This window comes from Nesiotobacter zosterae, assembly GCF_033843645.1.
Taxonomy (GTDB): Bacteria; Pseudomonadota; Alphaproteobacteria; order Rhizobiales; family Stappiaceae; genus Pseudovibrio; species Pseudovibrio zosterae.
Window position 1 is genome coordinate 191,777 of record NZ_JAWXVZ010000003.1, and the last position, 13,256, is coordinate 205,032.

The following is a 13,256-nucleotide window of genomic DNA, read 5'->3' on the forward strand; positions in this document are numbered from 1 at the left end:
CATGGCTTTGGATGTCATGTTCTTTCGCTTTTCTGGAGGCGAGGAGCAGCCAACGCTGCTGACAAAAGATGTGATCCTGCGCCCGCCGTCCGTCTCGGACTATGAGGCGTGGTCGCAGGTGCGTCTTGAAAGCCGAGAGTTCTTGCAGCCATGGGAGCCGACCTGGCCACCAACGGACCTGCTTCGCACGGCTTTCAAGACGCGCATTCGCCGCTATTCCAGAGAACGCCGTGATGGGACGGGTTACGCCTTTTTCCTGTTCAATCGACATAGTGAAGAGCTGATGGGCGGCTTGACTCTGTCTAATGTGCGCCGCGGAGTGACTCAGGCCTGTACCCTCGGTTACTGGATGGGGGTTCGGTATGCTGGCAAAGGGTTCATGCGCCAATCTGTGAGCCGCTTGCTGCCATTCGTTTTTGAGGAACTCAAGCTGCACCGGCTGGAAGCTGCTTGCTTGCCGCACAATGAAGCCTCCATCAACCTGTTGAAGCGCGTGGGATTTCAGCAGGAGGGCTATGCGCGGCGCTATCTTTACATCAACGGCCAGTGGCAAGATCATTTGTTGTTCGCCATCCTCAAAGATGACGCTGAGTATTCTGACACAATCTCGCCGCAAACTCAGCCGGATGGGGAAAACGGCCACTAGATTAGTCTTACCCACGTGAACCCTTAGCCATAGCGCTGTAAACAAAGCATGGCTAATATTCGGGCGAATTATTTGGGGCGTTCGTCGGGGCGACTTCAACGGAGTTATGCGGTGCGCGATTTTACAACGCGATTTTTAGTTCTGGTTTGTGCATTCTTCGCTTTCTTCGGAGCGCGAGCGATGGCGCTGGAAGCCGTGGTGGTCCCTCAAGATGTGGACGCTCTGGAACTGACGGACGTGATCGACATCTACGCCGCTCGGTCCTCCAGCATTCAGGTTTCCACGGCACCGGGCATGGACGGCATCGTGCGCCGGATCGAGGTGCGCTCGACAGACGATAAAGCGTCCTATTGGGGCGTGTTTGCCCTTTCCAATCCGGGTAACGAGCAGATCGACCGCCTTCTGGTGGCGCCCAACTACAAGATGGTGAATGCAGGGGTGCTGCGCCCGGACCTTGGCGCAGACCGCATCATCTCAGTAACGCCAAGTCAGGGCATTCCGCCAGAACGCCAGACCAGCTCGGAAGCGGATGTGTTCAACATCACGCTTGATCCGGGCGCGGTGGTGACGTTCGTGGTGGAAATGAACTCCTCGCGCCTTCCCGAGCTGCGCTTATGGAAGCCAGACGCCTACAAGGACAACATCAACGCTTACTCGCTGTACCGAGGGATTGTTCTGGGTATTGCCGGTTTGCTGGCGCTGTTCCTGACAATCCTGTTTGTGGTCAAGGGCACGGTCCTGTTCCCTGCAACAGCGGCCATGGCGTGGGCCGTCATGGCTTATCTGTGTATTGATTTCGGGTTCTGGAGCCTTGTGTTTGGCCGAACTTTTGCGCAGGTGCAGCTTTATCGCTCCATTGCGGAGATCAGCTTGACCGCGGCAATGGTCGTGTTCCTTTACGCCTACCTCAACCTGAACCGCTGGAATATTCACTACACCCATTTGGCGCTCTCCATGCTGATCATGGTGCTCGGCCTGTTTGGCTTGGCCCTGTGGGACCCAACAATTGCTGCTGGCGTCTCCCGCATCCTGTTCAGCGTCTTTGCCGTGGGCGGTTTCGCGCTGATCCTCGTGCTCGCTTTCCAAGGCTTTGAGCGCGCGATCATGTTGATCCCGACATGGTTCTTGTTGCTGGTCTGGATGATGGGCGTTTGGGCAACCGCGACAGGCGCGCTCAGCTCTGATCTTGCCCAGCCAGCATTGTCTGGCGGTCTCGTTCTCATCATCATGCTCATTGGTTTCACGGTGATGCAGCATGCCTTTGCAGGCGGCTCTCTGAACAATGGCATGGTGAGCGACATGGAGCGCAAGTCTCTCGCGCTCACCGGGTCCGGTGACATCATCTGGGACTGGGATGTGGACCGCGATCGCATCTACACAAGCCACGAACTTGAGGAAAGCCTAGGCCTGCAAGAAGCCGCGCTGGATGGCCCGGCGCGTGAGTGGCTGGAGCATTTGCACCCGCAAGATCGAGATCTGTTCCGGGGAACGCTGGACGCCGTGATCGACCAGCGCCGGGGCAAGGTCAATCAGATCTTCCGTTTGCGCGGTCTTGATGGTCACTACCGCTGGTTCCGCCTGCGCGCCCGCCCGGTGATCGGGTCTGATGGCGAAGTCATCCGCTGCGTGGGCACCCTGTTTGATGTCACCTCGCAGAAGATGGCCGAAGAGCGTCTGATGCATGACGCGGTACACGACAACCTGACCGGCTTGCCAAACCGTGAGCTGTTCATGGACCGAGTGGCCGCGGCTATTGCACGCTTCAGGGCTGAGGGAACCGGCTGCCCAACCCTGATCTTGCTGGATCTGGACCGCTTCAAGCAGGTCAATGACAGCATCGGTCAGGCAGCAGGCGATAGCATGCTGTTGACAGCAGCGCGCCGCCTGTCTCGCCAAATGAAACCACAGGACTCTTTGGCGCGCATTACGGCTGACACCTTTGCCATTCTCATCGTTTCCGAGCAGGAGGCTGAAAACATTGCCAGCTTCTCTGACCAGCTGCGCACGATCTTGCGCACGCCGGTCACGTTTGGCGAGCAGGAAGTGTTCCTCACTGCGTCGATCGGGACGGCCATTCTGGATGGCGCGGAGGATCGGGCCTCTGATCTCATGCGCGATGCGGAAATTGCGCTGAACCACGCCAAGCGTCTGGGCGGCGACCGTGTAGAAGTGTTCCGCCCAACCCTGCGCCCGATTGCACAGAACACGCTGGCTCTGGACAATGATCTGCGCTCTGCCATGCAGAAAGATCAGATCAAGGTCTTCTTCCAGCCAATCGTGCGACTGGCTGACAAGTCGATTGCCGGTTTTGAGGCGCTTGCCCGCTGGGAGCATCCAACACGTGGTCTGATCCCGCCTGCGGATTTCATTCCGATTGCAGAAGAAACGGGTCTCATCAACGAGCTTGGGCTTCTTATCCTCGATAAGGGCGCGACACAGCTTGCCAAATGGCAGCGGTTGTTCAAGCACAATGTGCCGCTGTTCATCTCCGTGAACATCTCCTCGCGCCAGCTCCTTAAGCACGACCTGATCAATGACGTGAAAGCGGTCCTGTCCCGCACGGCGCTGACACCGGGCTCCCTGAAACTGGAGTTGACCGAGTCACTCGTCATGCAGAACCCGGAGTTTTCCGTGAAGGTGCTGGAGCGTCTGCGTGGTCTGGGCGCGGGGCTGTCGCTGGATGACTTCGGTACGGGCTATTCTTCCTTGAGCTATTTGCAGCGCTTCCAGTTCGACACCATCAAGATTGACCAGTCATTCGTGCGTCCTAACGGCCAAAGCGCACGCCCTGTCATTCTGCGGTCCATTATCGCGCTGGGGCATGACTTGGGCATGGAAGTGGTTGCCGAGGGCGCAGAGACGGAATCTGACTCTCTAGAGCTGTACCAGATGGGCTGCGAGTATGCGCAGGGCTATCTATATGGTCAGCCAATGACAGCGGTGGATGCGGACAAGCTGCTGAAGGATCAGTATCACCATCACGCTTGAGGCGGGGGGCTAGCTGTAGAAACTAGAAAGGGACCTCAGCGGTCCCTCTTTAGTGTGTCTTAGGCCGTTGCGAGGATGGGCAGGGTTGTTCGCCCTACCGTGATTTCCAAGGGCGTTCCGCCATAGGGCTCCCCGTCAATCTGGACGGCTGCGGGCTTGTAGGATTCAATGTAGGCCTGCTTTGTCTGCAGGATCTGGACATCCTTGGCCCGGTGCAACGTACCCATCCAAAGCCGGATACCATAACGCATCAGTGCCACTGGGTTGTCCTTTGCCAGCAGGACGAGGGTCAACCCGTCTTCCAGCACCGAGCCCTCCTGAAACAGCCCGTAGCGGCCGCCATAGTGCTTTCCATTGGCGGCAATCACCATTCGGCATTCGATCATTTCACCTTCAGTCTTCACGCGGAAGATGCAGCGCCGACGTGTCCATGCCAAGCGCAACGCCGTGTTGATGTAGGCGAGCTTGCCGAGTTTCCGTTTCAAGCGTAGCGGCAAAAGATGCACCACTTCTGCATCAAAGCCAGTGGAGGCCATGATGTAGAAGGGGCGCCCATTCGCCAGGCCGTGATGCAGCTTGCGGGTCTTGCCGGTGGCAAGAAGGTGAGCCAAATCCTTGGGATTGCTTGGGATGTTCAACTCACTGGCGAGCACATTCGCTGTGCCGAAGGGGATGATCGCCAAAGCGGGTTTGAACGCGCGTTCCTGAAGCGCTTGCGCCGCCTCATTGATGGAGCCGTCCCCACCCGCAACGGCGACAATGTCCACATCAAGTTCCGGGTGAGCACAGGTTTCGGCAATTTCACCCACATGGCGGGTCAAGCGAAGCTCTACTTTGCTGCCAATAGCTTCAAGCCGCGTCACGATCTCAGAAAGGGTCTGAGTTTTGAAGTGACTTGCAGTCGGGTTGGCGAGTATGAGAATGCGGCGCGTAAACTCGGGTGGCGTTTGGGTCCTGCCTTGCACATCAGGCGTAGGAAGCGGACCTGTCATCACTCGTCATCCTTGAGATTCTTGGCATTTTTGCCTTGATAAGGCTTCATTCCCGCCCGTGCAAGTGCATCTGCGCGCTCGTTTTCTTCGTGGCCGGCATGGCCTTTGACCCAATGCCACGTCACATCATGCAGTTTGGCGGCTGTATCGAGCTCTTGCCACAGGTCCGCGTTCTTCACTGGAGAGTTGGACGCAGTGCGCCAGCCCTTGCGTTTCCAGTTGTGCATCCATTGGGTGATGCCGTTTTTCACGTAGGAGCTGTCAGTGTAGATGTCGATGGTGACCGGGCGCTTCAGTGCGCGCAGGGCGTTGATCGCAGCTTGCAACTCCATACGGTTGTTCGTGGTGCCGGGCTCGCCGCCGCACAGCTCCTTTTCGTGCTCACCAAAACGCAATAGAACACCCCAGCCGCCGGGGCCCGGGTTGCCAGAGCATGCGCCATCAGTCCAGGCTTGCACCCGTGTGTCTGCGCTCATTGATCGAGTCCGTATGCCTGCGCGCTCGTCACGTCGCGGTGGAAACGCAATTTGCGAAGGTATTCCATTGGATCTTTTGGCACCACCAGCGCCCCTGCAGGAACACTGAGCCAGTCGTAAAGGCGCGTCAACAGGAACCGAAGCGATGCACCACGGCACAGCAGCGGCAGGCTGTCAAACTCCTCGGTTGTGAAAGGGCGCAGGCTGCGATAGCCATCAAGCAAGGCGCGGGCCTTGGTCACGTTGAACGATCCGTCCACCTCGAAACACCATGCATTCAGGCAGATTGCCACATCGTAGGCAAAAGCATCGGTGCAGGCAAAATAGAAGTCGATGAGACCGGAGAGCTTCTGACCAAGGAAGAACACGTTGTCGGGAAACAGATCCGCGTGGATCACACCGCTCGGCAGATCGCTTGGCCACTTTGCCTTCAACTCTTCCAGCTCTGCCGTCAGCTCCTCGGCAAGGCCTTCCATCACCTCATGGGCGCGGTCGCGGCTTGCATCAAGCAGCGGTTGCCAGCCATCAACGGAAAGTGAATTGGGGCGCGACATGTCAAAGTCGCTTCCGGCCAGATGCATCTGCGCCATGCCCGCACCAAGCTCAGCACAGTGCTCGATGCGCGGACGGCGCACCCACATGCCGTCCAGAAAGGTAACCATGGCAGCAGGGCGGCCCGCCAGTTCGCCCAGCATTTCGCCGTTGTCACGAACCAGTGGCGTCGGGCAGTTCAGGCCGCGCTTGGAAAGATGTTGCATCAGGCCCAGGAAGAACGGCAAGTCCGCTGGGTTCACACGCTTTTCGTAGAGCGTGAGGATGAAGTTTCCCGTTGTGGTGTGAACGAGAAAGTTCGAGTTCTCGACACCTTCGGCAATGCCTTTGAAGGAGAGCAGGTCACCCACGTTGTAATGTGCGATGAACTCTGACAGCTCCTCATCGGAAACTTCGGTATAAACGGCCATTTGTTACTCTGCAGCAGCGCCCATATCGCGCAATTCGCGGGGCAAGTTGAATGCTATATCCTCGCGGGCTGTTGTAACCGTTTCAACCGTGACATCAAATTGCTCGCGGAAGGCATCAACAATTTCCTCAACAAGCACTTCGGGTGCAGACGCACCGGCGGTGATGCCAAGGGTTGAGATGCTCTCAAAATCAGTCCAATCCAGATCGGTAGCGCGCTGGATGAGGACAGCCTTCTCACAACCGGACCGCTCCGCGACCTCTCGCAAGCGCTGGGAGTTTGATGAGTTTGGCGCGCCAACCACCACAACGGCGTCGGACATGGGCGCGATGTGCTTCACGGCCTCCTGACGGTTGGTGGTGGCGTAGCAGATGTCGTCCTTGTGGGGCTCTGCGATATCCGGGAAACGTTCCTTCAGGATGCGGACGATCTCCGCAGTATCGTCCACTGACAGAGTTGTCTGCGAAATCCAGGCGAGCTGCTTCTCGGTCTTCGGTTGGTAGCTGCGTGCATCCTCATCAGTTTCGATCAAGGTGACTGCGCCCTCTGGCAGCTGTCCCATGGTTCCGATGACTTCCGGGTGGCCTGCATGGCCAATCAGGAGGATTTCACGGTCACGCTTGTTATGGATCATCGCTTCCTTGTGTACCTTGGAAACCAGCGGGCAGGTTGCATCAAGGTAGAAAAGGTTGGCCTGCTGGGCCGCTTCCGGCACGGATTTCGGCACACCATGGGCGGAGAAGATTACCGGGCGATCCTTTACGGGGATTTCATCCAGCTCTTCAACGAACACCGCGCCCTTGTTGCGCAGCGACTCCACCACAAACTTGTTATGGACGATCTCATGACGCACATAAACCGGCGCGCCATACTTCTGCAGGGCCAGCTCCACAATCTGGATGGCGCGATCCACACCGGCGCAAAAGCCGCGCGGCGCGCACAAAAGGATTTTCAGATGAGGTTTGGTAGCGGTCTCGCCCTGCATCAGCTTGCCTTGCTTTAGAGAATGACGTGTTTTGACGAATATGTCATTCAGTGGGGCCTGTGCAAGGCCTAACCGGTTAAATCCAGCGTGTCTGTTGCCCCAGTGTTCAACAGAAACCCTTGGTGATTTGGCGGAAAAACGCCAACTGGCGTGCAAACAACCGTTTTGCCTGCTATAGAACCTTCAGTTTTTCGATGAAATATATGGGATTCGCATGGTGGGAAAGGCGTTTACCGGGGGCTTTTTAAGTAAAGCCAAAACCGCATCCATGATTGCCGTGGTCAGCGCTGGTCTGGCCGCCTGTGGTGTCATGGGCGGTGGTGATGACGAGCTTGAAAGCGCGAGTTCAGCAGGTCCAGCCCCGGCAGCACAGAATGAAAACATGCCTGATGTGGACTTTTCGGTCTTTAACGTATCCGATTTCTGTCCGCGTCTGGAGCCGCTAAACGGCACAACAATCATTCAGGAATATGCGCGCGGCAAGCAGGATGACCCGCGTGGTCTGCGCTACCAGGCAACCTTGGTTGAATGGGCGCGCACCTGTTCCGATGCGCAAGATCAAGCGTCCATGAAGCTCGGACTGGCCGGTCGCGTGACACCGGGCCCTGCATGGAAAGGCGGCGAACTGCTGCTTCCAATCCGCGTTGCGATTGTTTCTTCCGGTGATGATGAAGAAAAGACCGTTTACTCCAATCTGTTCCGTGTTCCGGTGACGTTGGGTGAAGGCTCTCCAAGTGAAGGCTGGACGCTGGTTGAGGAGGGCATCGTCCTTCCTGATGAGCCGGGCTACAAGGTCATTTTTGGATTCGACGAGAAGTAAAAAACAGGTTACAGAGATATCAGGTCTCAGGCGAACTACTTAGCTTCGCCCTGAGGTCTGGGACCTTGACGGGACGTCGGCTGCGTGTCTTGTCAGGCTCACTTGTCAGCGGTGAAAGGCCGGTCTGACAGGACTTATAACCGCCCAAGCGGGAGAGATCGCTAGGTCACCTTAGGTGATAGCAGGCGACGCCGAAGGAGCAACCGCCCCGGAAACTCTCAGGCCGCAGGACCGCTTGGTAAGCAGCACTCTGGAAAGCAGGCAATTTCGGCATGTGCCGGGGGGAGCCTCACCGAAGGAGTAATCGGGCGCGAGCCAACAGGTTTCGCGCTCGGGAAATCTCTCAGGTTGTCAGGACAGAGGGGGCGCACACGGGCTTTTCAACAGAAAGGTTCGGATTTGCTTGCGCTCTGTTTAGTCGAGGACAACCATGGTTGAACAAACCACAGACCTTTTGAAGACCCCCCTTTACGACCTGCATGTGGAACTCGGTGGGAAAATGGTTCCCTTCGCAGGCTATGCCATGCCGGTCCAGTATCCCCTCGGCATCATGAAGGAGCACCTTCACACCCGCGATGCCGCAGGTCTGTTTGATGTCTCTCACATGGGGCAGGCCGCCCTCAAGGGGCCAGACCACGACACGGTTGCCACCTTTCTTGAAACCCTCGTGCCTTCCAACATCAAGGAGCTCAAGGCCGGGAAACAGCGCTACACCGTTCTGCTAAATGGCGAAGGCGGCATCATTGACGATCTCATGGTGTCCCGTCCGGCCGAACCATCCCGTGAAGGTGAGTTGCTGCTCGTTGTAAACGCAGCGCGCAAGTCGGTGGACTATGATGTGATCCGCGCTCGCCTGCCGGAAGGCATCTCACTGGAAACATATGAGGACAAGGCGCTGCTTGCCCTTCAGGGCCCAAAGGCGGCAGAAGTGATGGCCTTGCATGCGCCAGAAGCGGCAGAACTGGGCTTCATGTCCGTTGCGTCCATGGAGTTTGACGGGGTTGCTGTTCACGTGTCTCGCTCCGGCTACACTGGGGAAGACGGCTACGAAATTTCCGTTCCAGCGGGCGCAGCAGAAGCGGTAGCAAAGGCTCTGCTTGCCGACGAGCGGGTCGAGGCCATTGGCCTAGGAGCCCGCGACAGCCTGCGTCTTGAAGCGGGGCTGTGCCTTTACGGCCACGACATTGACGAGACCACGTCGCCGGTTGAGGGCGACATCACCTTCTGCATGCAAAAGCGCCGCAAGGAAGCCGGAGACTTCCCTGGTGGTGCGCGCATTTTGAAGGAACTTGCGCAAGGGCCGAAGCGCAAGCGTGTTGCATTGAAGATTGATGGACGCGCGCCAGCCCGCGAAGGCGCGGAAATTCGTGTGCCGGGCAGTGACGAGGCCATCGGAACCGTGACCTCTGGCGGCTTTGCACCAACCTTGGGCGCGCCCATTGCCATGGGATATGTACCAACCGAATTCAGCGAGGTGGGGACAGAACTGGCCCTTGTGGTCCGTGGGCGAGAACTGCCCGCGACCGTGACCACAACGCCGTTCGTGCCTCAGCGCTATTACAGAAAACCAAAATAAAGGGACCAGCCAACTTAAAGACGCTGGCACCTGTTTCGATTGACGATCCAGACGAGAGGACTGCAAACCAATGAGCACCTATTTTTCAGAGGACCATGAGTGGCTCAAAGTAGAAGGCGATGTGGCAACTGTTGGCATCACCGACTACGCACAGGCCCAGCTGGGCGACGTGGTTTTCGTTGAACTTCCAGAAAACGGCAAGACCCTTTCCAAGGGGGACGAAGCAGCAGTGGTTGAATCCGTAAAGGCAGCCAGTGAGGTTTACGTGCCGGTTGACGGTGAAGTTGTCGAAGGCAACGAAGCCTTGGTTGAGGAGCCAGGAAAGGTCAACGAAGACCCTGAAAACTCAGCATGGTTCTTCAAGATCAAGCTTTCTGACAAGGGCCAGCTTGAAGGCCTTATGGATGAAGCAGCCTACAAGGCATACGTGGAGACCCTATAACGGTCTTGAGTGGATCCGCTGCCGGTAAACCCGGCAGCCCCGGTGCTTCTAGTGTTACCTTTGCAAGAGAGGGTCTATGCGGTATCTCCCGCTTTCGGATAGCGATCGCGCGAACATGTTGGCGCAAGTAGGCGTTGGCACCATTGATGAGTTGTTCGCAGACATCCCAGAATCTGCCCGGCTGAAAGAGCTGGAAAACCTGCCTCGCCGCAAGAGCGAGATGGAAGTGGAACGCCACCTCAACAAGCTGGCCTCTAAAAACACAAGCGCAAGCTCCGTGCCGTTCTTTGTGGGAGCAGGGGCTTACAAGCACCATGTGCCCTCAACAGTGGATCACCTGATCCAGCGCTCGGAGTTTTTGACCAGCTACACGCCTTACCAGCCGGAAATCACACAGGGCACCCTGCAGGCGCTCTTCGAGTTCCAGACGCAGGTGGCAGAGCTGACCGGCATGGAAGTGGCCAACGCCTCCATGTATGACGGCTCCACCGGAACAGCTGAAGCAGTGCTTATGGCCCACCGTGTGACCCGCAAGAAGAAGGCGGTTCTGTCTGGTGGCCTGCACCCGCAATACCGGGAAGTGGTAGAGGGCATCACAAGTCAGCTGCCGGGGGGCGAAGTTGTGTCTCTGCCAGCCGACCCCATGGGCACTGAGGACATCCTTGCTCAGATCGATGATGAAACATCCTGCGTCGTGGTGCAGTCGCCATCCTTCTACGGTCAGCTCATTGACCTGAAGCCGATTGCGGACAAGGCGCATCAACACAAGGCATTGTTGATCGCTGTCTTCACGGAAGTGGTGTCGCTGGGCCTGATCGAAAGCCCCGGAGCACAGGGTGCGGACATTGTGGTCGGTGAAGGCCAGTCCCTTGGAAATCCGCTCACCTTCGGTGGCCCCTACGTTGGGTTGTTCGCCACGCGCCAGAAGTATGTGCGCAACATGCCGGGGCGCGTCTGCGGTGAAACGGTGGATGCGGAAGGCAAGCGTGGCTTCGTGCTGACCCTGTCCACCCGCGAGCAGCACATCCGCCGCGACAAGGCGACCTCCAACATCTGCACCAACTCCGGTCTGTGCTGTCTGGCCTTCTCCATTCACATGACCCTTTTGGGCGGTACAGGTCTCTCCCGTCTTGCCCGCATCAACCACGCCAACGCGATCAAGTTGGCGGATGCGCTGGCCGCAGTGGACGGTGTGGAGGTGCTGAACGAGGCCTTCTTCAACGAGTTCACCATCAAGGTTCCTGCAAACGCCAATGACGTGATCGAAGCTCTGGCGGTGAACGGCGTGCTCGGCGGTCTGCCGGTCTCACGTCTTGAGCCGGGTCAAAGCGAGCTGGAAAACCTCATCGTTGTCGCTTCCACGGAAGTGAACACGGATGAGGACCGCGCAGCCTTTGTTGAGGCGCTCAAGGAGGTGCTTGGATGAGCCATTTCTCGGAGATCCTTCGGCCTCTGGCCAACGATCTGGCCGTGAAACTCATCACAGGCAAAGATGACCTGTCCATGCGCCTTGCCGAAGTTCTGCATGAAACTGTTTTTCATGAGAACTGGCGCGAGCTGGGCCCGGCAGGCCACGACACCTATGAGCGTGTCGCCGAGCTGCTGGAAGTGGACTACGTGAACACCTCCGTAGAGCTTTCAGCAGTGATTGCACAATTGGACGAGACAAAACGGAACGCTCTTGTGGCGCAGACCGTCAACGCACTGTTTGACGTTGTCGATGATTACGCAAGACGCGACCAAGTGGGTGAGGAATTGCCATGAGCATGAACACACAAGGACGCCCAACCGCACCGGGCAAAGCCGACGCGCCCGTGCACACCACGTTTACGGGCAACAAGGCGCTGAACATGGAAGAGCCGCTGATCTTTGAGGTTGGCCGCTCCGACATTTGCGGCGTTGATCTGGATGAGCCGGAAGAGTTCACCCCGCGCCTTGGCAGCCATGCGCGCCAGAGCAGTCTGGACCTTCCAGCGTTGTCAGAGCCGGAAACCATGCGCCACTATGTGCGTATGTCCCGCAACAACTACGCAATCGACAGCGGGCTATATCCGCTGGGCTCTTGCACAATGAAGCACAACCCGCGTCTCAACGAAAAGATGGCGCGTGTGCCGGGCTTTGCAGATGTGCATCCTCTCCAGCCGGTCTCCACTGTGCCGGGCGCGTTTGAGGTGATTGCCGAGCTTGCGGACTGGCTGATGAAGCTGACCGGCACTTCTGCTGTGGCCATGAGCCCGAAGGCCGGTGCCCATGGTGAGCAGTGCGGCATGATGGCCATCAAGAAGGCGATCATGGAAAAGGGCGAGGACCGCTCCATCGTGCTGGTGCCGGAAAGTGCCCATGGCACAAACCCGGCAACTGCCGCGCTTCTGGGCTTCAAGGTGGTGTCCATCCCGGCCCGCGACAACGGCACCGTAGACCCATCTGCTGTGATCGAAAAGATCAAGGAGAATGAGGGCAAGGTGGCGGCATTGATGCTGACCAACCCGAACACCTGCGGTCTGTTCGAGCCGGACATAATCGCAATCGCAGATGCCATCCATGAGGCAGGTGCCTACTTCTACTGCGACGGCGCGAACTTTAACGCCATCGTCGGCAAGGCCAAGCCGGGTGATCTGGGCGTTGATGCCATGCACATCAACCTGCACAAGACCTTCTCCACCCCCCATGGTGGAGGTGGCCCGGGTTCCGGTCCGGTGGTGCTCTCCGAGCGCCTGGCGCCGTATGCACCGCTGCCGTTCATCCGGCAGAAGGACGATGCACTGGAAGTGGTCGAGACAGAGACCCAGCTTGAGCCGGGGGAAGTGCCGTTCGGTCGCATGACCGCCTTCCATGGCCAGATGGGCATGTTCGTTCGGGCGCTCAGCTACATGCTCTCTCACGGCTCGGATGGCCTCAAGCAGGCTTCGGAAGATGCAGTGCTGAATGCCAACTACGTGCGAGTGGGCCTTCAGGACCTGATGACCCTGCCATATGGCGAGAACCCGTGTATGCACGAAGTGCTGTTCGACGATACCTTCTTGAAGGACACAGGCGTTACCACGCTGGACTTCGCTAAGGCCATGATCGACGAGGGCTATCACCCGATGACCATGTACTTCCCGCTGGTTGTGCATGGGGCCATGCTCATCGAACCAACCGAGTCCGAGAGCCTTGCCTCGCTGGACTTGTTCGTTGCTACACTGCGCGATCTGGTCATGAGCGCAAAGCGGGGCGAGACGCAGCGGTTCGAAGGTGCTCCATATCTGGCCCCGCGCCGCCGTCTGGATGAGACGCAGGCAGCGCGTAAGCCAATCTTGAGATGGACGCCGCCGACGCCCACTGACGTGGAGCCAAAGGCTGCTGCTGAATGACAACAGAACCCCGGAGC

12 protein-coding genes and 1 riboswitch are annotated in these 13,256 nt (G+C 57.9%); of the genes, 8 read left to right on the plus strand and 4 right to left on the minus strand.

Annotation, left to right across the window (positions count from 1 at the left end; genetic code table 11):
• Position 1 precedes the first annotated feature (1 nt).
• Together Q3Y58_RS05585 and Q3Y58_RS05590 are read left to right on the plus strand one after the other, a co-directional pair.
• Complete coding sequence (locus Q3Y58_RS05585) at positions 2-646, plus strand: GNAT family N-acetyltransferase (RefSeq protein ID WP_319621397.1); 645 nt, start codon at positions 2-4, stop codon at positions 644-646.
• A 111-nt stretch (positions 647-757) separates the two neighbouring features.
• Complete coding sequence (locus Q3Y58_RS05590) at positions 758-3,634, plus strand: EAL domain-containing protein (RefSeq protein WP_413697786.1); 2,877 nt, start codon at positions 758-760, stop codon at positions 3,632-3,634.
• Between the two features lie 59 nt (positions 3,635-3,693).
• On the opposite strand, the gene Q3Y58_RS05595 is transcribed toward Q3Y58_RS05590, so the two are convergent.
• The 4 genes from Q3Y58_RS05595 to ispH are packed head-to-tail and all read right to left on the minus strand — an operon-like array spanning position 3,694 to position 7,048.
• Positions 3,694-4,626: a diacylglycerol/lipid kinase family protein gene (locus tag Q3Y58_RS05595; RefSeq protein WP_319621400.1), complete on the minus strand. Its 933-nt coding sequence runs from the start codon at positions 4,624-4,626 to the stop codon at positions 3,694-3,696.
• Positions 4,626-5,102 carry a ribonuclease HI gene (rnhA, locus tag Q3Y58_RS05600; RefSeq protein ID WP_274219443.1) on the minus strand — a complete coding sequence of 159 codons (477 nt, stop codon included), beginning with the start codon at positions 5,100-5,102 and terminating at the stop codon, positions 4,626-4,628. The genes Q3Y58_RS05595 and rnhA overlap by 1 nt, the downstream gene beginning before the upstream one ends.
• Positions 5,099-6,064 carry a homoserine kinase gene (locus Q3Y58_RS05605; protein ID WP_319621401.1) on the minus strand — a complete coding sequence of 322 codons (966 nt, stop codon included), beginning with the start codon at positions 6,062-6,064 and terminating at the stop codon, positions 5,099-5,101. Before Q3Y58_RS05605 ends, rnhA begins: the two co-directional genes overlap by 4 nt.
• A gap of 3 nt (positions 6,065-6,067) precedes the next feature.
• A complete protein-coding gene (gene ispH, locus Q3Y58_RS05610) occupies positions 6,068-7,048 on the minus strand; it encodes a 4-hydroxy-3-methylbut-2-enyl diphosphate reductase (RefSeq protein ID WP_319621402.1) in 981 nt (326 codons plus the stop codon).
• Between the two features lie 214 nt (positions 7,049-7,262).
• Here ispH and Q3Y58_RS05615 point away from each other — a divergent pair, with 214 nt between their 5' ends.
• From Q3Y58_RS05615 to gcvPB, 6 genes are all read left to right on the plus strand, one after another.
• Complete coding sequence (locus Q3Y58_RS05615; RefSeq protein WP_274219440.1) at positions 7,263-7,868, plus strand: hypothetical protein; 606 nt, start codon at positions 7,263-7,265, stop codon at positions 7,866-7,868.
• Positions 7,869-8,007: 139 nt separating this feature from the next.
• Positions 8,008-8,112, plus strand: a riboswitch (glycine riboswitch).
• Between the two features lie 186 nt (positions 8,113-8,298).
• Positions 8,299-9,444 carry a glycine cleavage system aminomethyltransferase GcvT gene (gene gcvT, locus Q3Y58_RS05620; protein WP_319621403.1) on the plus strand — a complete coding sequence of 382 codons (1,146 nt, stop codon included), beginning with the start codon at positions 8,299-8,301 and terminating at the stop codon, positions 9,442-9,444.
• Between the two features lie 70 nt (positions 9,445-9,514).
• Positions 9,515-9,886, plus strand: a complete 372-nt coding sequence (gcvH, locus tag Q3Y58_RS05625) for a glycine cleavage system protein GcvH (protein ID WP_274219438.1) — start codon at positions 9,515-9,517, stop codon at positions 9,884-9,886.
• 76 nt (positions 9,887-9,962) lie between these two features.
• On the plus strand, positions 9,963-11,312 hold the full coding sequence (gene gcvPA, locus Q3Y58_RS05630) for an aminomethyl-transferring glycine dehydrogenase subunit GcvPA (RefSeq protein ID WP_319621406.1): 1,350 nt from the start codon (positions 9,963-9,965) through the stop codon (positions 11,310-11,312).
• Positions 11,309-11,650 (plus strand): hypothetical protein, encoded by a 342-nt coding sequence (locus Q3Y58_RS05635; protein ID WP_274219436.1) that lies wholly within the window; start codon positions 11,309-11,311, stop codon positions 11,648-11,650. The genes gcvPA and Q3Y58_RS05635 overlap by 4 nt, the downstream gene beginning before the upstream one ends.
• On the plus strand, positions 11,647-13,239 hold the full coding sequence (gene gcvPB, locus Q3Y58_RS05640) for an aminomethyl-transferring glycine dehydrogenase subunit GcvPB (protein WP_319621409.1): 1,593 nt from the start codon (positions 11,647-11,649) through the stop codon (positions 13,237-13,239). The genes Q3Y58_RS05635 and gcvPB overlap by 4 nt, the downstream gene beginning before the upstream one ends.
• The last annotated feature ends 17 nt before the right edge of the window (positions 13,240-13,256 follow it).

What these genes read in the sequence shown, in the direction of transcription:
- ispH (WP_319621402.1), bottom strand. Translation starts at nt 7,048, where the DNA reads ATGCAGGGCGAGACCGCTACCAAACCTCATCTGAAAATCCTTTTGTGC.
- Q3Y58_RS05605 (WP_319621401.1), bottom strand. Translation starts at nt 6,064, where the DNA reads ATGGCCGTTTATACCGAAGTTTCCGATGAGGAGCTGTCAGAGTTCATC.
- rnhA (WP_274219443.1), bottom strand. Translation starts at nt 5,102, where the DNA reads ATGAGCGCAGACACACGGGTGCAAGCCTGGACTGATGGCGCATGCTCT.
- gcvPB (WP_319621409.1), top strand. Translation starts at nt 11,647, where the DNA reads ATGAGCATGAACACACAAGGACGCCCAACCGCACCGGGCAAAGCCGAC.
- Q3Y58_RS05615 (WP_274219440.1), top strand. Translation starts at nt 7,263, where the DNA reads ATGGTGGGAAAGGCGTTTACCGGGGGCTTTTTAAGTAAAGCCAAAACC.
- Q3Y58_RS05635 (WP_274219436.1), top strand. Translation starts at nt 11,309, where the DNA reads ATGAGCCATTTCTCGGAGATCCTTCGGCCTCTGGCCAACGATCTGGCC.
- gcvPA (WP_319621406.1), top strand. Translation starts at nt 9,963, where the DNA reads ATGCGGTATCTCCCGCTTTCGGATAGCGATCGCGCGAACATGTTGGCG.
- gcvT (WP_319621403.1), top strand. Translation starts at nt 8,299, where the DNA reads ATGGTTGAACAAACCACAGACCTTTTGAAGACCCCCCTTTACGACCTG.
- Q3Y58_RS05595 (WP_319621400.1), bottom strand. Translation starts at nt 4,626, where the DNA reads ATGACAGGTCCGCTTCCTACGCCTGATGTGCAAGGCAGGACCCAAACG.
- Q3Y58_RS05585 (WP_319621397.1), top strand. Translation starts at nt 2, where the DNA reads ATGGCTTTGGATGTCATGTTCTTTCGCTTTTCTGGAGGCGAGGAGCAG.
- gcvH (WP_274219438.1), top strand. Translation starts at nt 9,515, where the DNA reads ATGAGCACCTATTTTTCAGAGGACCATGAGTGGCTCAAAGTAGAAGGC.